General features: G+C 75.8%; 16 protein-coding genes and 1 pseudogene. 9 read left to right on the forward strand and 8 right to left on the reverse strand.

Annotated elements, in window-relative coordinates; translation table 11 throughout:
- Window positions 1–95 precede the first annotated feature (95 nt).
- Window positions 96–983, reverse strand: a complete 888-nt coding sequence (locus GA0070558_RS22005; protein WP_091283202.1) for an IniB N-terminal domain-containing protein — start codon at window positions 981–983, stop codon at window positions 96–98.
- A 327-nt stretch (window positions 984–1,310) separates the two neighbouring features.
- On the opposite strand from GA0070558_RS22005, the gene GA0070558_RS22010 reads away from it, so the two are divergent.
- The 3 genes from GA0070558_RS22010 to GA0070558_RS34520 are packed head-to-tail and all read left to right on the forward strand — an operon-like array spanning window position 1,311 to window position 5,922.
- Window positions 1,311–2,624 carry an Hsp70 family protein gene (locus GA0070558_RS22010; RefSeq protein ID WP_176734308.1) on the forward strand — a complete coding sequence of 438 codons (1,314 nt, stop codon included), beginning with the start codon at window positions 1,311–1,313 and terminating at the stop codon, window positions 2,622–2,624.
- 2 nt (window positions 2,625–2,626) lie between these two features.
- Window positions 2,627–4,894 (forward strand): helix-turn-helix transcriptional regulator, encoded by a 2,268-nt coding sequence (locus GA0070558_RS22015; protein ID WP_091283207.1) that lies wholly within the window; start codon window positions 2,627–2,629, stop codon window positions 4,892–4,894.
- Complete coding sequence (locus tag GA0070558_RS34520; protein ID WP_091283208.1) at window positions 4,891–5,922, forward strand: DUF742 domain-containing protein; 1,032 nt, start codon at window positions 4,891–4,893, stop codon at window positions 5,920–5,922. Before GA0070558_RS22015 ends, GA0070558_RS34520 begins: the two co-directional genes overlap by 4 nt.
- A 3-nt stretch (window positions 5,923–5,925) precedes the next feature.
- Here GA0070558_RS34520 and GA0070558_RS22025 read toward each other — a convergent pair whose 3' ends face one another.
- Complete coding sequence (locus tag GA0070558_RS22025; RefSeq protein ID WP_091283210.1) at window positions 5,926–6,306, reverse strand: thiol-disulfide oxidoreductase DCC family protein; 381 nt, start codon at window positions 6,304–6,306, stop codon at window positions 5,926–5,928.
- Between the two features lie 222 nt (window positions 6,307–6,528).
- Between GA0070558_RS22025 and GA0070558_RS34525 the strand changes: the two are divergent.
- Together GA0070558_RS34525 and GA0070558_RS22035 are read left to right on the forward strand one after the other, a co-directional pair.
- Window positions 6,529–6,797: pseudogene (locus tag GA0070558_RS34525) on the forward strand (Rv2578c family radical SAM protein); the annotation flags it as partial.
- 26 nt (window positions 6,798–6,823) lie between these two features.
- Window positions 6,824–7,231 (forward strand): CoA-binding protein, encoded by a 408-nt coding sequence (locus tag GA0070558_RS22035; protein WP_043961746.1) that lies wholly within the window; start codon window positions 6,824–6,826, stop codon window positions 7,229–7,231.
- A 97-nt stretch (window positions 7,232–7,328) separates the two neighbouring features.
- On the opposite strand, the gene GA0070558_RS22040 is transcribed toward GA0070558_RS22035, so the two are convergent.
- Complete coding sequence (locus tag GA0070558_RS22040; protein ID WP_077936004.1) at window positions 7,329–8,525, reverse strand: acyl-CoA dehydrogenase family protein; 1,197 nt, start codon at window positions 8,523–8,525, stop codon at window positions 7,329–7,331.
- A 180-nt stretch (window positions 8,526–8,705) separates the two neighbouring features.
- Between GA0070558_RS22040 and GA0070558_RS22045 the strand changes: the two genes are divergently transcribed.
- The gene (locus GA0070558_RS22045) at window positions 8,706–9,116 is read left to right on the forward strand and encodes a DUF4190 domain-containing protein (protein ID WP_091283212.1); all 411 of its coding nucleotides are present in this window, start codon (window positions 8,706–8,708) and stop codon (window positions 9,114–9,116) included.
- Window positions 9,117–9,168: 52 nt separating this feature from the next.
- Here GA0070558_RS22045 and GA0070558_RS22050 read toward each other — a convergent pair whose 3' ends face one another.
- A complete protein-coding gene (locus GA0070558_RS22050) occupies window positions 9,169–10,005 on the reverse strand; it encodes an SDR family NAD(P)-dependent oxidoreductase (RefSeq protein WP_377536648.1) in 837 nt (278 codons plus the stop codon).
- 186 nt (window positions 10,006–10,191) lie between these two features.
- On the opposite strand from GA0070558_RS22050, the gene GA0070558_RS22055 reads away from it, so the two are divergent.
- Complete coding sequence (locus GA0070558_RS22055; protein WP_091283217.1) at window positions 10,192–10,713, forward strand: DUF4190 domain-containing protein; 522 nt, start codon at window positions 10,192–10,194, stop codon at window positions 10,711–10,713.
- 99 nt (window positions 10,714–10,812) lie between these two features.
- On the opposite strand, the gene GA0070558_RS22060 is transcribed toward GA0070558_RS22055, so the two are convergent.
- Window positions 10,813–11,769 carry an HpcH/HpaI aldolase/citrate lyase family protein gene (locus GA0070558_RS22060; protein ID WP_077936000.1) on the reverse strand — a complete coding sequence of 319 codons (957 nt, stop codon included), beginning with the start codon at window positions 11,767–11,769 and terminating at the stop codon, window positions 10,813–10,815.
- Between the two features lie 124 nt (window positions 11,770–11,893).
- On the opposite strand from GA0070558_RS22060, the gene GA0070558_RS22065 reads away from it, so the two are divergent.
- Window positions 11,894–12,718 (forward strand): SDR family NAD(P)-dependent oxidoreductase, encoded by an 825-nt coding sequence (locus GA0070558_RS22065; RefSeq protein WP_091283219.1) that lies wholly within the window; start codon window positions 11,894–11,896, stop codon window positions 12,716–12,718.
- Window positions 12,719–12,725: 7 nt separating this feature from the next.
- On the opposite strand, the gene GA0070558_RS22070 is transcribed toward GA0070558_RS22065, so the two are convergent.
- Window positions 12,726–13,796: a DMT family transporter gene (locus GA0070558_RS22070; RefSeq protein WP_091283222.1), complete on the reverse strand. Its 1,071-nt coding sequence runs from the start codon at window positions 13,794–13,796 to the stop codon at window positions 12,726–12,728.
- Window positions 13,797–13,916: 120 nt separating this feature from the next.
- Between GA0070558_RS22070 and GA0070558_RS22075 the strand changes: the two genes are divergently transcribed.
- Entirely contained in the window at window positions 13,917–14,615 is a 699-nt protein-coding gene (locus GA0070558_RS22075; RefSeq protein WP_091283223.1) for an HAD family hydrolase, read from the forward strand.
- A gap of 19 nt (window positions 14,616–14,634) precedes the next feature.
- Here GA0070558_RS22075 and GA0070558_RS22080 read toward each other — a convergent pair whose 3' ends face one another.
- Both GA0070558_RS22080 and GA0070558_RS22085 read right to left on the reverse strand, forming a co-directional pair.
- Entirely contained in the window at window positions 14,635–15,168 is a 534-nt protein-coding gene (locus tag GA0070558_RS22080; RefSeq protein ID WP_091283225.1) for a hypothetical protein, read from the reverse strand.
- Window positions 15,169–15,273: 105 nt separating this feature from the next.
- Window positions 15,274–16,143, reverse strand: a complete 870-nt coding sequence (locus tag GA0070558_RS22085) for a PhzF family phenazine biosynthesis protein (protein ID WP_091283227.1) — start codon at window positions 16,141–16,143, stop codon at window positions 15,274–15,276.
- Window positions 16,144–16,164 lie beyond the last annotated feature (21 nt).

Genomic DNA, 16,164 nt, shown 5'->3' on the forward strand with positions numbered 1-16,164 from the left:
TGTGCCGATTGCGGAGAAATTATCAAGAGGTGATGAACGATGGACCGGGCCGGGGCACCCCCTCGTGCCCCGGTCCCGTCCGCCGCCCAGGCCGCTCAGAACAGCCCGTCGCCCAGCCCGAGCAGGCCGGAGTCGGTGCCGGCGGGCGCGCCACCGTGGCCGCCCGTCACACCGCCGGTGATGCCACCGACCGCGCCCGTGACGCCACCCAGCGTCCCGGAAACCGTGTCGTCCACGTGGTCGGTCACCCCCGACACGGCGCCGGGCACGTCGACCGGCGGCACCACGCCACCCGCGCCGCCGGGCAGGCCCAGGCCACCCAGGGCGTCGTCGACGCCGATCGAGTCGACGAGCCCACCGACCTGACCGTGGACGCCGGGCAGGACGCCGCCGAGGTCCCCGTCGAGCAGGTCGGAGTCGTCCAGGCCCCCCGCGTCCGGCGCGCCCGGCAGGCCGCCGACCGCGCCGGTGACGCCCCCGACCACCGGGTCCACGGTCGCGTCGAGGCCCGGCACCACCCCGTCGTCGAGGGTGTGCGCCACGTCACCCACCCCGGTCAGGTCGGTGTCCAGGCCGCCGCGCCCGACGCCCAGCCCGACCCCCGGCAGCACGGTCACCCCGGCCGAGACCGTGGCCGGGTCCACGGCGATGGTGCCCAGCACCCCGGCCTTGACGTCCACCCCGGCCGAGGAACCGGTGACGCCGATCTGCTGCGCCACGTGCTGCAACTGGCCCACCGCGTCGGTGGCGTCGGTCGGCAGCGGGTCGAGGCCGAACTGCGCCGCCGGAGCCAGCGAGGTGAGTCCCTGCACCGGCGCGTAGTCGACCACCAGCGGCACCACGTCCTGGACGTCGGCGGCGGTGATGTCCTGCAGCCCGGCCGCCTGCAACGCGCCCTCCGGGTCCAGGTCGAAGGCCGACCGGGCATCGGGGTCGGTCAGCAGGTTGAGCACGAAGTCGTGCAGGGTCTGGTTCGGTTCCATGAGCCGCTTCTCCTCGGACGTGTCGCCGGCGTCGACCGGGCGTCGACAGTGACCGGCGTCGACGGACGTCGACCGTGACCGGTGACGCTACGGACGGAGCCGACGACGGGCATCGGGGAACGACCCGAAACCGCCCCCGCCGGATCGGGGACCCACCCCCGCCGTCCGTTAGGGGGATGGGGGGAATCCGGCAGCCCGAAGTTAGGGTCCCGGTTCAGCTTCGATCTCTGGTACGAACGTATGAACCCACGGGGTCTGCCGGGCCGGGGCACCGCACGTCCCGACACCGTCGCCGCCGGTCGGCCAACTCCTGGTGAGGAAGAGACGATGCCGTACGTCCTGGGAATAGACATCGGGAACACCACGACCACCGCCAGCGTCGTCCGGCGACGGGGCATCGACTGGGCGCACCCCGAGGCCGTCGCGCTGGACGCCGGGGCGGCCACCGTCCCCTCCGTGCTGCGCCTGTCCGCCCACGGTGACCTCACCGTCGGCGCGTCCACCTCCGACGGTGGCGGTCGCGCCGTGCGCGGCTTCGTCCGCCGCGTCGGCGACGACGTGCCCGTGGTGCTCGGCGGCGAGGCGTACCCGGCGCAGACCCTGACGGCGATGCTGGCCGGCTGGGTGGTGGAGCAGGTGCGGGCCACCGAGGGCGGCCCGGCCGAGGCCGTCGTGGTCAGCCACCCGGCGGGCTGGGGCCCGCACCGGCGGGAGCTGCTGCGGCGCGCGCTGTGGGAGTTCGAGGTGCCCGGGGTGACGCTGCTGCCCTGCCCGGTGACGGTCGCCGAGGGGCACGCCGCGCGGGGGTTCGCCGGCGACCTCGCGGCCGTGTACGCGCTCGGCGGGGAGACCTTCGAGGGCACGCTGGTCCGGCGGAACGACGACGGCACGTACTCGCCCCTCGGCCTGCCGCTGGGCCTTCCCGGCTGCGGCGGGGCGGAGTTCGTCGCGGAGCTGACCGACCACGTCCGGGCCGTGCTGGCGCGGGAGCTGTCCGCCCTCGACGGGCAGTGGGCCGACGCCGCGGCGCGGGAGCTGCCGTCGGCGTGCGAGCGGGCCGCCCACGAGCTGTCCGTCGCCCCGCAGGCCGACGTGGTGCTGGACCTGCCGGCCGGGCCGGCGCGGGTGCCGGTGAGCCGCGCGGAGTTCGAGGAGATGATCCGGCCGGCCATACGGGCGACCGTCGACCTGCTGCTGCGGGCCGTCCACAGTGCCGGGCTGGAGCCGGCGCGCCTCGACGGCGTCCTGCTCGCCGGCGGCGCCACCCGGGTTCCGCTGGTCGCCGAGCTGCTCGGCGCTTTCCTGCCGGGCCCGGTGCAGGTCGCCCCCGATCCCCAGCTGGTCGCGGCGGCCGGTGCGGCGCTGGCCGCGCGCCAGGTGGTCGCGCCCCGGCCCCGCGTGCCGGCCCCGCGACCCGGGGCCGAGCCGGTGGGGGTCGCCGGGGTCCGGGTGGGCAGGGCGGCGGCGGTCGCCCGGGTGCCGGCCGGAGGGCGCGGCCCGCGGCACGACGAGCACGGCGACGACGGGTTCCCGGGCGCGCCACCGCCCCGGCCCCCGGTCCGGATCGCCCCACTGGAGCTGCCGAGAGCGTCCCGCCTGGCGTCGCTGCGCCGGCGTGGCCGCGAGGGAAGCGTACGATGATCATGACTATCGAGCGCCCGCTGCTGCTCAGCCGGGAGCAGCGGTCCCTGCTCGACCGGCTCGCCGCCGACCCGGCCGCGCCGTTCGCGCTCGCCGTGACCGGCCCCGGGGGCCACGGCAAGACCGCCCTGCTCGGCGAGGTGGCTCGCCGCTGCCGGCAGGCCGGGCAGACCGTGCTGACCACGGTGCCGGCGGCCACCGAGCTGCCCGAGCCCGGCACCGTGCTGCTGGTCGACGACGCGCACCTGCTCGACGACACGCGGCTCGGTGCGCTCCGCGCGCTGGTGGACACCGGTCGGCACCGGATCGTCGTGGGATACCGCCCCTGGCCACGGTGCCCGGCGCTGGTCGAGCTGGCCGACGCGCTGCGCCGGCACGCCGAACCCGTGCTGCTCGTCCCCTTCAACCCTGAGCAGACCGCGGCGCGGTGCGCCGCCGCACCGGAGGCGGCCCGCCTGGCCGACCACGTGCACGCGCAGACCGCCGGGGTGCCCCAGGACGTGGATCGGCTGGTACGCGCGCTGTCCGCCGCGCCGGACCCGACCCCGCCGGCCGCGCCGGGCTTGCTGTTGGGCTCGGCCGCGCCGGGGCCGGGCGGGGCGGCGTCGCCGGGCGAGCCGCCGCAGTCGGCCCTCGTGGAGTTCGGGCCGGACCTGGACCGGCTGACGCCGGACGCCCGGAGCCTGCTGCTCGCGCTCGCCGCCGGCGTGCCCCTGACGGTCGACCTGCTCGGCGCGCTGCTCGACCGGACGCCCGGCGCGGTGGCCGAACTCGTCGCCGCGACCCGGGCGGCGGGCCTGCTCACCGCCGACCACCGGATCACGCCGCTCGTCCGGCGGGCGGTCGTCGCGCTCAGCCCGCCCACCGACCGGACGGCGGTCTGGCACCGGCTCGTCGACCAGCGGCTCGGCCGGGGCGGCCCGGTCCTGCCGCTGGTCTCCGCGCTGCGGACCGTCGGCGCCCTCGGCGACTGCCCTGCGCCCGCGCTGCGGATGGCCGCCGAGGAGGCGCTGGCCGAACAGCCGGCGCTGGCGGCCGAACTGTTCGCCGCCGCCACCGCCACCGGTTCGTCCGCCCCCGGCCGCCAGGCCGTCGCCGCGCTGCTCGCCGGCGACCTGGACACCGCCCTGCGGCTGGCCGACCGGCTGCTCGCCGTTGCCGCGCCGGACGACCGGGCCGAGGCGGCGGCCGTCGCCGCGACCGCCCTGGCGCACCGGGGACAGACCGGCCGCAGCGTGGAGCTCTACCGGTGGTCGGGCACACCCGCGGCGGCGGCCTTCGCCGAGGTCGGGTCGCTCGCCACCGCGACGGCGACCGCCTCGGGTGGCCCGCTGGAGTCCCGCGACCTGCTCTTCGCCACGGCCCTGGAGCTGGGGGTGGCCCGCCGCAACAGCGACCTGGGCGCGTTGCAGCGCGGTTGGGGGCACGCGCTGGACGCCGTGGTCCGGCACCCCGTCGACCTGTTCACCCTGCTGCCCCTCGGCGAGCTGGCGATCGCGGCGGCCCGGCTGGGCGAACTCGACCGGCTGGAACCGCACCTGCAGCTGGCCCGGACGTTGCTGGGCCGGCTGGGCGACCCGCCGCTGTGGAGCGCGCCGCTGCACTGGAGCGGGCTGCACGCCGCGATCCTCGCCGACCGGCCCGGCGCGGCCGAGGAACACGTGGCGGCCCTGACCGCCGCCGCGGACCACAGCCGGTACGCGGCGGTGGCCGCCACCGCCGCCGCGAGCTGGGTGGACGTCCTGCGGGGCACGGTCGACCCGGCCCGGGTCGAGGCCGCCGCCCGTGGCCTGTACGACGCGGGGTTCTGCTGGGACGCCGCCCGGCTCGCCGGGCAGGCCGCCATCCGCACGGCGGACCGGCGGGCGATGACCGCCCTGCTGGACTGTGCCCGGGTGTTCCAGGGCCGGCACGCGGGGGCGAGGAGCGGGCCCGTCGGCGGGAAGGGCGGGCCCGGCGGGGCCAGGGGCGGGCAGCGTCCCCCGGGCGGCGCGGCCCCACCGGCCGCCGAGGTCGACGCCGTGCCCCGCAGCGAGCTGAGCGAACGCGAGCACGAGGTGGCCGAGCTGGTGCTGGCCGGGTTGACCTACCGCGAGATCGGCGACCGGTTGTTCATCTCCGCCAAGACCGTGGAGCACCACGTGGCCCGGATGCGGTCGCGACTGAACTGCGCCAACCGCACCGAACTGCTGGCCCTGCTGCGCACCCTCGTCGCGGAGCGGATGGCCGTCACAGCCGGTGGGGCGTGGCGGGAACGGTCGACCACATGACGACGACCTGCCCGGACGCCCCACCCGGCACCGGTCCGGCAGCGACCGGCCCGGCTGCCGCCACGCCGAGCGGCACCGCGCCGGCCCTCGGCGATCCGGGGACGGTCGGCCAGCCCACCGCCGGACCGGCCGCCCACGCCGCCCGGCCCGCAGGCGCGGCGGCCGGGAGCGACGCGCTCATGCGGGCACTGGACGCGCTGGTCGACCGGGTGCCCGGGGCCCGCCTCGCCGTGCTGCTCTCGCCCGACGGGCTCCGGCTCGGCGCCTCCCGGGGCACCCACGCGGCGGTGGCCGAACAGGTCTCGGGCATGGTCGCCGGCCTGTGGGCGCTCGGCGCGGCCACGGCCCGGTTCTGCGCCGACGCCGAGCCACGACGGATCGTCACCCGGATGCCCGAGGCACTCCTGCACGTCACCGGCATCCGCACCGGCGTCGTCCTGGCCCTGCACACCGGCGAACAGTCCCGGGCGGCCGACATCGAGTTCGAGGTGGCGCGCTTCGTGACGGAGGCCGACCGGCACCTGCCCGCGCAGCCGCCCCCACCGCCCGACGCGCCCGCACCAGGGGCGGCGCTGCCAGGGCCCGGCGTCCCGCCCTGGTCGGGGGCGGCGCTGCTGGCGCCCGTATCGCCCGGGTCGGGGCCGGTCGTCCGGGCCGGGACCACCGCGCCCGGCCGGATCCGGCCGGCCCTCCTCGCGGCGGCCGCCGCGCCGCCCGCCCCGGCCGCGGCCGGCGGGGCGACCGAGTCCGAGCAGCCCGACCTCGCCTCCCTGGTGCTGGCCCGGCCGGGGACGGGCCGGCTCCCCCGCCTCACCCCCGAGCAGGCGCGGATCGTCCGGCGGTGCCGGCGTCCGCTGTCGGTCGCCGAGATCGCCACCGACCTGGACCTGCCGGTGGGTGCCGTCCGCGTGCTGCTCGACGGGCTGCGCCGGGCGGGGCTGGTCGAGGTGCGGGACCTGCCGTCCCACGACGGGCGGCCCTCGCTGGAGCTGCTGGAGCGGCTGCTTACCGCGCTGCGGGCGTGGTGAGGATCAGTCCCGCTGGGCCGAGGGCACGGCGCAGGCGGCCGTGCCGCCCGGCAGCCGGTGCCGGTTGCGGGCCACCCAGCGGTACGCGGGCCAGGCCGCCGCGCGGGCGGGCGGGAAGCGCAGCCCCGCCCCGGCGACCCGCCACAGGGGCCCGCTGTCGCCGAGCAGCCGCGCGATCGCGTCCGGCCCGGCGGCCCGGGAACCGTCCGCGCCGACCCACTGCACGGCCTCGGTGCACTCGGCCTCCGTCAGGCCCAGCGCGTCGAGGTCGGCGAACTGCCAGGGCAGCACCCGCGCGAGGGTGGGGATGCGGCGCTCGATGAACTCCGCGCACTTCGTGCAGAACGCGCAGTCGCCGTCGTAGACGAAGGTCGACCTCTCCATACCCCCATCCTCCCCCGCCGCCCGTCCCGCCGTGCGCCGGTGTCCGGCACGTCACTTGCACTTCGTTCGTACGCGTGTTCGAATGGGGTCCATGCGCTGGGACAACCTCTCCGCTCCTCCGGACGAGGCCGGTTCCGAGCGGGCAGCGCCGGCGGCTCCACCCCTGCCGCTGGCGCTGCCCGGCGCGGTCACCCGCACCTTCGACACGCCCGGCTTCGCGGGGGCGACCTGCCGTTGGCCCTGCACCTGCGCCCCGGTGCCCGCGAGTGGTTCGCGCGCTGGCTCGGCCGGGAGCACCCGCGCCTCGTCCCCCGCTACCGCGAGCTCTACCGGGCGGGCGCGTACGCGCCGCAGGCGTACCAGCGGGAACTGGCCGCCCGGGTGCGCATCGCCGCCCGCCGGCACGGCCTGCTGCGCGCCGGGGCGGGCGAGGGCCGGCGCCCGTCGCGGAGCCGGGCCCGCCGCCGGCCGAGCAGCTCACCCTTTTCTGAGCCGGGCGGCGGGCTAGAGTCGCGGGATGCGCAGCGCCCAGCAGATCCTCGCCGACTCCGCCGTGATCGCCGTCGTGGGCGCGTCCCGCGACCCCGGCAAGGCCGCGCACCGGGTGCCGGCGCAGATGCAGCGGTACGGCTGGCGCATCATCCCGGTCAACCCGACCGTCGACGAGCTGTTCGGCGAGCGGGCGTACGCGTCGCTGGCCGACATCCCGCACCCGGTGGACCTGGTGGACGTGTTCCGCCCGGCCCGGGACGCCGTCGGGGTGGTCCGCGAGGCGGTGGCGATCGGCGCGCCCGCGGTCTGGTTGCAGCTCGGGATCGTCTCGCCGGAGGCGCGGCGGATCGCCGAGGAGGCCGGCGTCGACTACGTCGAGGACCGCTGCCTGATCATCGAGCGGGCCGCCGCCGACCTGACGCGCCTCGGCTGACTGCCGCCCGCCGGTGCGCCTCCTGCCGGCGGGTTGGCGGTTTGCAGGGGGCCCTTCCTATGCCGAAAGCGTTAACAGGGGGCCCTTCCTTGCACCGTCAGAGCTTGTAGTCGCGCAGGAGGCCGCGGGAGATGATGGTCTTCTGGATCTCCGAGGTGCCCTCGCCGATGAGCAGGAACGGGGCCTCCCGCATCAGCCGCTCGATCTCGTATTCCTTGGAGTAGCCGTAGCCGCCGTGGATGCGGAACGCCTCCTGGACGACCTCGGCGCAGTATTCGGAGGCGAGCAGCTTGGCCATCCCGGCCTCGACGTCGTTGCGCTGGCCGGCGTCCTTGAGCCGGGCGGCGTTCACCATGAGGGCGTGCGCGGCCTCGATCTTCGTGCCCATCTCGGCGAGCTTGAACGCGATCGCCTGATGCTTCGCGAGCGGCTGGCCGAAGGTCCTGCGCTGCTGGGCGTACGCGACGGCCAGCTCGAACGCGCGGATGGAGATGCCGCAGGCGCGGGCGGCGACGTTGACGCGGCCGACCTCGATGCCGTCCATCATCTGGTAGAAGCCCCGGCCGACCTGCCCCTCGCCGCCGAGCACGGCGGAGGCGGGAACGGCGACGCCGTCGAGCACCATCTCGGTGGTCTCGACGCCCTTGTAGCCCATCTTGTCGATCCTGCCGGGGATGGTGAGGCCGGGCGCGGTCTCGCCGAAGCCGGGCTCCTTCTCCAGCAGGAAGGTGCTCATGTTGCCGTAGACCGAGTCGGCCCCGGTGTCGGTCTTGACCAGCGTGGCGACCACCGAGGAGTACGCGCCGTTGGTCAGCCACATCTTCTGGCCGTTCAGGACGTAGGTGTCGCCGTCACGGACCGCCTTGGACCTGATCGCCGAGACGTCCGAGCCGCACTCGGGCTCCGACATGGAGAACGCGCCGCGCACCTCGCCGGTGGCCATCCTCGGCAGCAGCCGGGCCCGCTGCTCGGCGGAGCCGTGCTGCGAGATCAGGTACGCCACGATGAAGTGCGTGTTGACGATGCCGGAGATCGACATCCAGCCCCGGGACAGCTCCTCGACCACCAGGGCGTAGGTCAGCAGGGACTCGCCCAGGCCGCCGTGCTCCTCGGCGATGGTGAGGCCGAACAGCCCCATCTCGCGCATCCCGTCGAGGATGTCGGTGGGGTACTCGTCGGCGTGCTCCAGCCGCTGCGCGTGCGGGATGATCTCCCGGTCGGCGAACTCGCGGACGGTCTCCAGGATCGACCGCTGCACGTCGGTCAGGCCGGGCGTCTGGGCGAGTCTGGCCATCTCAGCCTCCGGGGATCACTCATCGACGCGTTACTCGTGGGTAACTGAACGCCCGGTAAGTATCGACCGCCGGGGCGGCGAGGCCAAGGCGACCAGTCCACCCAAGCGCTGTGAAAAGGTTCACCGCTGCGGGTAGCGTCCGCAATGGGCCAGGTCACGACGGGTAGCGGGAGGTGCCGGATGAGTTATCCACCGCGCGAGCCGGACGAACCGCCATCCCCGTACGAGCCACCGCCGCCCGGCCAGTACGAGCCACCGCCGCCCGGCCAGTACGGCGGCCCGCCCCCGGGCTACGGGCAGTACGGCCCGCCGGGGCAGGTCCAGTACGGCCCGCCTCCCGGTCAGGGACGGGGCACCAACGTCCTCGCCGTGCTGTCGCTGGTCTTCGCGTTCGTCTTCGCGCCCGCCGGCATCGCGCTCGGCCACGTGGCCAAGCGGCAGATCCGGCGCACCGGGGAGGACGGCGACCAGCTCGCCACCTGGGGCCTGATCCTCAGCTACATCTTCACCGTGATCGGCCTGATCGCCTGCTGCGGCTGGCTCGGGCTGGTCTTCTGGGGCGGCTCCACGGACGGCAGCTCCTACAACTGATCCCCCCGGCGCCCGGCGGCGGTCGACGGCCCCGGCCGGAGCCCGGCGGCGGTCAGCGGAACTGCGCCTCCCGGACGCTGTTGCCGCCGTCGACCACCAGCATCTGCCCCGTGATGTACGACGCGGCCGGCGAGCAGAGGAAGGCGATCGCGGCGGCCACCTCGTCCGGGGTGCCGGGGCGGCCCACCGGCGTGCCGAGGCCCTGCCGGATCTCCGCCACGGTGGAGGCGGCGGTGTGGATGGTGCCGGGGGCCACCGAGTTCACCGTCACCCCGTCGGCGATCATCTCCATCGCCAGCGCCCGGGTCAGGCCCACCACGCCCGCCTTCGCCGCCGCGTACGCCGCCTCGGTGGGCAGGGCGTTCACCGGACCGGCCGTGGCCGCCAGGTTGACGATCCGCCCCCAGCCGCGCTCGGCCATCCCACCGATGAACGCCCGACTGCACAGGAACGCCGTGGTCAGGTTCCGGTCGATCTCGCCACGCCACTCGTCGTAGCTGAGCTGGGCCACCGGGCGCAGCACCTCCGGGCTGGCCCGGCTCGCCAGGCCGGCGTTGTTGACCAGCACCTCGACGTCGCCGAGCTGCTCGGCCACCGCGTCGGCGAGCGCGCCGACCTCCGACTCGTCGGTGAGATCGGCGACGAACCCGGTCACCCCCAGCTCGCCGGCCCGCTCGTGGATGCGCCGGGTGGTGGAGACGATGGCCACCCGGGCCCCCAGGTCCGCCAGGCGGCGGGCGGTGGCGTACCCGATGCCGTCGGGGCTGCCCGCGCCCGTGACCAGGGCGACCCGGCCGTCGAGCCGCATGGTGACCGGCTCCGGCAGCGCCACCGGGGCGTCCTCGTCGGCCGGGCCGGCCCCGGTGGTGGGGCGGCTGCGCCGGGCCATGCCCGGGCGGCTCACGTCCCGTCGTGGTCGGCTGCCGGAGCGGTCCGCGGCGCGCGCGTCGATTGCCATGCCGCGATCCTGCCGGTTCGCCCTGCTCCGGGCAACGCGGCACCCGGTGACGTGCCGCGTTTTGGGTCGCCCTGGCTACCCTGACCGCGCACCCTCGACGAGACGCGGAGAGAGCCCATGACATACCCCCCACCGGCCGACAGCCCGAGCGACCCCTGGTCCCAGCCGGCCACGCCGCCGGTCGACCCGACGCTGCCGGCGAGCGGGCCGCCGACCGGCGGCGACCCGTACGCGCCGGTCGACCCGTACGCGGGGATGAAGATGGAGCAGGCCGCGCCGGTCGCCGACCCCTACGCGGTGCCCGGCTACGCCCCGGCCGGTCACCCGGCCCCGGGCTACCCGGGATACGGGTACGCGCCGCCGCCGAGGACCAACGGGATGGCGATCGCGGCGCTTGTGCTCTCCCTCGTCGGCATCGGCTCCTGCATCACCGCGCCGATCGGCGCGATCCTCGGGCACGTGGCCCGCAAGCAGATCCGCGAGACGGGCGAGGGCGGCGAGGGGATGGCGAAGGCGGCCATCATCGTCGGCTGGATCCTGACCGGCCTGCTGGTGCTGGCGATCCTCTTCTACGTGGTGCTGATCGTCATCGCCATCACCACGAGCGATTCCGGCAGCGGAACCAGCTACGGCTACTGACCGGCCCGGTGCCGTCCCCGGTCGGGGGCGGCACCGTAGCCCGCCGGCTCTCAGCTCACGGAGCGTCGGTCCCTCGACGGGGCGGTCGGCGGCGTCGGGTCACTCGGCGGGCGGCGTGAAGCGCGACGTGCGGGTCATGCCGGCCGCCCGGCCCTTGGCGGCGATCACCAGGGCCATCTTGCGGGACGCCTCGTCGATCATCTCGTCGCCGAGCATGACCGCGCCGAGCCGGCCGCCGGCCTCCGAGGTGTAGTGCTCGTACGCGTCGAGGATCAGCTCGGCGTGGTCGTAGTCGGCCTGGGCCGGCGAGTAGACCTCGTTGGCGGCGTCGATCTGGCCGGGGTGCAGCACCCACTTGCCGTCGAAGCCCAGCGCGGCCGAGCGCTTCGCCACCTCGCGGAACGCGTCGGTGTCCCGGATCTGCAGGAACGGGCCGTCGATGGCCTGCAGGTCGTGCATCCGGGCGGCCATCAGGATGCGCATCAGGATGTAGTGGTAGGGGTCGCCCGGGTAGTCCGGCATGAGCCCGCCGACCACCAGCGACCTCATGTTGATCGAGGCCATGAAGTCGGCCGGGCCGAAGATGATCGTCTCGACGCGGGGCGAGGCGGCGGCGATGGCATCGACGTTGACCAGCCCGGCCGCGTTCTCGATCTGCGCCTCGATGCCGATCCGGCCGACCGGCAGGCCGAGGGTCTTCTCCAGCTGGGTGAGCGTCAGGTCCAGCCACTGCACCTGGGCGGCGTCCTGCACCTTGGGCAGCATGACGCAGTCCAGGTGCGCGCCGGCCCCCTCCACGACGTCGATCACATCCCGGTACGTCCACGGGGTGGTCAGGTCGTTGACCCGGACCACCCGGGTCTTGCCGGCCCAGTCGCCCTCGTTGAGGGCGGCCACGATGTTCTTGCGCGCGTCCGGCTTGGCCAGCGGGGCGACGGCGTCCTCCAGGTCGAGGAAGACCTGGTCGGCGGGGAGGCCCTGGGCCTTGCCGAGCATCTTGACGCTGGAGCCCGGCACGGCGAGGCAGGACCGGCGGGGACGACCGGCGGCGGTCATGGGGCCTCCTTCCGGCGCGGCGGGCAGGCCGACGCCACCTGTTCGGCAAGCGGATGACTGAACGATCGCAAAGGTGCTTGTGACGCCACGGTAACCTCGTGCCGTGACTGGGGTGAATGGGCCTGTGGAGGATCTCACGGGGCGGCGCACCGTGGTGGTGACGGGCGCCAGCTCCGGCATCGGCCTCGCCGCCGCGGTGGACCTGTCCCGCCGGGGCGACCGGGTGGTGCTGGTCGGGCGGGACCCGGCCCGGCTCCAGGCCGCGGGCGAGCGGGTGCGGGAGGCCAGCGGCGAGCGGCCCGAGCTGTTCCGGGCCGACTACGCGGTCCTCGACGACGTGCGGGGGCTCGCCGAGCGGCTGCGCGCCGCGTACGACCGGATCGACGTGCTGGCCAACAACGCCGGCGCGATCGTGCTGCGCCCGGTGACCACGGTCGACGGGTTCGAGCTGTCCATGCAGGCCAACCACCTCGCGCCGTTCCTGCTCAGCACCCTGCTGCGGGACCGGGTGGGCCGGCTGGTGGTGACCGCCTCCGGCGCGCACCGCAGCGGCGTCCTCGACCCCGACGACCTCAACGCCACCCTGCCCGGCTACCGCTCGATGCGCGCGTACGGCACCAGCAAGCAGGCGAACATCCTGTTCACCGGCGAGGCCGCCCGGCGCTGGCCGGACATCCCGGCGTACTGCTTCCACCCGGGCGTGGTGCGGACCCGGTTCGGCGCGGACAGCCGGCTGGTCGCCCTCGGCATGCGGATCATGCCGTTCCGCAGCCCGGAGAAGGGCGCGGAGACCCTGGTCTGGCTGGCCAACCAGGATCCGGCCCGGCTGGTCGACGGCGGCTACTACGCCGACCGTCGACCCCGCCGGCCGCTGCGCAAGGCCACCGACCCGCAGCTCGCCGCCCGGCTCTGGGAGGCCAGCGCGAAGGCGGTCGGCGTCGAGCCGTGACCCGGGGCTACTGCTCGGCGTGGCTAGGCCCCGTGCCGGTGTCTGCTGCCAGCGGGGCCGCGTCGACCGGGAGCGGGGCGGGGACGGTGCGGCGACCGGCGCGGGACCCGCCGAGCACCACCACCGTGACGCCGGCCAGGATCAGCGCGAGCCCCGGCAGCGCGCCGACCCGGGGCAGCTGGCCGAGCCAGGCCCAGGCGATCAGGGCCGCCCCGGGCGCCTCCAGCAGGATCAGCATGCTGACCGTGGTCGCGGAGACCCGCCGCAGCGCATAGTTGAACATCGAATGGCCGAGCAGCTGGGCCCCGGCCACCAGGCCGAGGATCGCCAGCCAGGTGCCGGTGTCGTAGCCGCCCAGCGGCACGCCGCCGACCAGGCAGACGGCCAGCAGGATCAGCGCGCACACCCCGTAGCAGATGGTGGTGTAGGTGGTGGTGCTGACAGTGACCCGGGCCCGTTCCCCGAGGGCGGTGTAGACCGCCGCGAACAGGCCGCCGGCCACCGCGAGCAGGTCGCCGGCGAACGCCCGGCCGGAGACGGCGAAGTCGGCCCCGGAGGCGAGCACCGCCCCGGCGACCGCCACCGCGATGCCGACCCAGACGGCCGGCGGCAGCCGCCGGCCCTGGCCCCGGGCGATCAGCCCCTGCCAGGCCGGCTGGGTGGCGACCAGGGCGACGGCGGCGGCGACCGAGGTGAGCTGGACGCTCGGCATCCAGGTCGCGAAGTGGGCGGCCAGCGCCATCCCCGACAACACGCACAACCAGCCCTCGCGCCGGCCGGCAACCGCCGGTGCGCGCCCGTCGCGGCCGGCGCCCACCGGCCCCTCGCGGTCCGCGCCCGCCAGCCCCTCGCGACCCGTGCCCGACCGGGTCAGCGCCCGGAACTCCGCCCGCCGCCGGGCCAGCGCGAACGGGCCCAGCACCCCGACGGCGAGCAGGTTGCGCCAGAAGGCGATCGCCAGGGCGGGCGCGGCGGCGAAGGCGACCAGCGGCGCGGACGACGAGACCGCGAGGACGGCCAGGGCGAGGACCCCGCCGGTCAGGGGGCCCACCGGGCGGTGGTGGTGAGGGACGGGCACGGGAAGCAATCCTTACACGAGCAGCGCGACGACCACCCGTCACCACAGAACGTCAGCGTTCGATTACGATCGTCACATCCGCCGGCGACCCTCCCCCTCGACGTCCGGAGGCACTCCCCCATGCCCGTTTTTCGTGCGGTGCTGTTCGACTTCTTCGGCACGCTCACCCGTTGCGTGCAACGCGGTGCGGCCCACCGGTCCACCGCCGAGCTGCTCGGCTGCCCGGTCGACGCGCTCGTCGACGTGCTCGACCGCAGCTACTATCAGCGGGCCAGCGGGCGGTTCGGCGACGCCGTGGCGACCCTGCGCTGGGTGTGCGCGCAGGCGGGCGTACACCCGCCGGAGAGTGCGCTGCGCGCGGCCGTCGCCGCCCGGCAGCGGGCGGTCCGCGCGGACACCCGGCTGCGCGACGAGGCGGTGCCCGTGCTGACGGCGCTGCGCGCGGCGGGCGTACGCACCGGCCTGGTCAGCGACTGCACCCACGAGCTGCCGGAGTTCCTGCCGCAGCTGGCCGTGGCCCCGCTGCTCGACGTGCGGGTCTTCTCGGTGCAGCTCGGCCGCTGCAAGCCCGACCCGGCGCTCTACCTGTCGGCGTGCGGCCCGCTCGGGCTTTCCCCGCGCGACTGCCTGTACGTCGGCGACGGCGGCAGCCAGGAGCTCACCGGCGCGCGGCGGGCCGGCATGACGGCGGTGCGGCTGGCCGCCCCGGACCTCGCCGAGCACATGGTCTTCAACGCCGAGCCGGCCTGGGACGGGCCGGAGCTGGGCTCGCTGAGCGACGTCCTCGACCTGGTGGACCCGGTCGCCGTGCCGGCCTGACCCGCCTGCGGCGGGCCGGTCAGCGGCGGCGGACGCGGTGCAGCCGGAACGGTCGCCGGGTGGCCCGGACCGCCGGGGTCGCCCGGGGCGGCTCCGCCAGCGAGGCGTCCGGCAGCCGGTCCCCGGCGGCCGGTTCGCCGGCCGGGGTGAGCCGGACCAGGGCGCAGTCGTCGGCGGCCCACCGCTGCACCAGGTCGGCCGCGGAACCGGGGGCGTTGAGCCGCTTGGCGGCGACCGCCGGGGCCAGGGCCGTCCACTCCTCGGTGCCCGGGGCCAGCCGGGTCACCCGGGCCGGCCAGGTGACGATCCGGCCGCCGTGGTCGCCGCGCAGCGTCACCTGCGCCTCGGCCGCCTCCGCGAGCCCGGGCGCGGCCTGCTCGCCGGGGCCGCTCACGACCAGGAGCGACCCTGGCGACGGTACGCACCACAGCGCCCGCGCCGGCCCGCCCGCGACGCCCACCCAGGCGACGGCGGCCTTCTTCACCGCCTCGTCGACCAGGGGCGTGCCGAGCCACCCGTCCACCTCGTCAGTCACCCCGGCATCCTCCCGCATGCCCACCGGCCCGCGCGAGCGTACGGCGACGCCGTCCCGCCCATCGCGGGTGAGAGGGGTTCCCTTCTCTACCGCGGGCGTTAACAGGGGGCCCTTCCTTACACCTCAGCCGACGAAGGGTGGGACGGCGATCTCGCCGCGCGCCACCGGCATCACGTCGCCGCGCACCGTCGCGCCGACCGCCGCACCGCCGGCTGCGGTGACCGTGCACGCCAGCAGGGACGGGCGGCGCAGCTCGGCGCCCTGCCGGACGGTGTAGGAGGAGTGCCCCTCGCCGGGGAGCAGCCCGCTGGCGACCAGCCACACGCCGAGCCCGAGGGCGGCCGAGCCGGTCGCCGGGTCCTCCGGCACGCCGTGCCCGGGGACGAAGACGCGGGCGTGCGCGGTTTGCGAGTCGGCGTCCCAGGAGAAGACGCTGATGTGTTCGAGGCCGTACCGCTGCGCCGCCGCCGGGTCGACCCGGGCACGGGCCACCGCGTCCGGCCGCACCGGCAGGTACGGGAACTCCAGCCCGCACCCGGCGACCCGGGGCGGTGGGCCGGCGTGGTCGGCGGCGGTGAGGCCGGCCATCTCCAGAAGCGGCTCCAGGTCCAGCTCGGGCCCGAGCGTCGGCACGCCGCCGGTCAGCGTCGCGCCGTGCGCGGTGACCTCGATCGGCAGCACCCCGGCCCCGCACTCCTGGGTGATCTGCCCCACGCCGAACAGGCCCCGGCGGCTCGCGGTCACCGCCGCGCCGACGCTGGGATGGCCGGCGAACGGCAGCTCGTCGGTGGGAGTGAAGATCCGCGCCCGGTAGGTGGCCCCGACCTGGGTCGGCGGCAGCACGAACACCGTCTCGGACAGGTTGAACTCCAACGCGAGCGACTGCATCTGTTCGGTGGCCAGCCCCTCGGCGCCGAACACGACGGCAAGCGGGTTGCCGGCGAACGGGCGGTCGGTGAAGACGTCCACGATCTCGTAGGCCAAGGTCGACATGTTGATAAACAGTAGGCGCTT

This window comes from Micromonospora haikouensis, assembly GCF_900091595.1.
Lineage (GTDB): Bacteria > Actinomycetota > Actinomycetes > Mycobacteriales > Micromonosporaceae > Micromonospora > Micromonospora haikouensis.

Excerpts from the sequence above, each read along its gene's own strand:
- GA0070558_RS22005 (WP_091283202.1), bottom strand. The coding sequence starts at position 983 with ATGGAACCGAACCAGACCCTGCACGACTTCGTGCTCAACCTGCTGACC.
- GA0070558_RS34520 (WP_091283208.1), top strand. The coding sequence starts at position 4,891 with ATGACGACGACCTGCCCGGACGCCCCACCCGGCACCGGTCCGGCAGCG.
- GA0070558_RS22045 (WP_091283212.1), top strand. The coding sequence starts at position 8,706 with ATGAGTTATCCACCGCGCGAGCCGGACGAACCGCCATCCCCGTACGAG.
- GA0070558_RS22035 (WP_043961746.1), top strand. The coding sequence starts at position 6,824 with ATGCGCAGCGCCCAGCAGATCCTCGCCGACTCCGCCGTGATCGCCGTC.
- GA0070558_RS22060 (WP_077936000.1), bottom strand. The coding sequence starts at position 11,769 with ATGACCGCCGCCGGTCGTCCCCGCCGGTCCTGCCTCGCCGTGCCGGGC.
- GA0070558_RS22085 (WP_091283227.1), bottom strand. The coding sequence starts at position 16,143 with ATGTCGACCTTGGCCTACGAGATCGTGGACGTCTTCACCGACCGCCCG.
- GA0070558_RS22040 (WP_077936004.1), bottom strand. The coding sequence starts at position 8,525 with ATGGCCAGACTCGCCCAGACGCCCGGCCTGACCGACGTGCAGCGGTCG.
- GA0070558_RS22010 (WP_176734308.1), top strand. The coding sequence starts at position 1,311 with ATGCCGTACGTCCTGGGAATAGACATCGGGAACACCACGACCACCGCC.
- GA0070558_RS22025 (WP_091283210.1), bottom strand. The coding sequence starts at position 6,306 with ATGGAGAGGTCGACCTTCGTCTACGACGGCGACTGCGCGTTCTGCACG.
- GA0070558_RS22055 (WP_091283217.1), top strand. The coding sequence starts at position 10,192 with ATGACATACCCCCCACCGGCCGACAGCCCGAGCGACCCCTGGTCCCAG.
- GA0070558_RS22080 (WP_091283225.1), bottom strand. The coding sequence starts at position 15,168 with ATGCGGGAGGATGCCGGGGTGACTGACGAGGTGGACGGGTGGCTCGGC.
- GA0070558_RS22075 (WP_091283223.1), top strand. The coding sequence starts at position 13,917 with ATGCCCGTTTTTCGTGCGGTGCTGTTCGACTTCTTCGGCACGCTCACC.
- GA0070558_RS22015 (WP_091283207.1), top strand. The coding sequence starts at position 2,627 with ATGACTATCGAGCGCCCGCTGCTGCTCAGCCGGGAGCAGCGGTCCCTG.
- GA0070558_RS22050 (WP_377536648.1), bottom strand. The coding sequence starts at position 10,005 with ATGGCCCGGCGCAGCCGCCCCACCACCGGGGCCGGCCCGGCCGACGAG.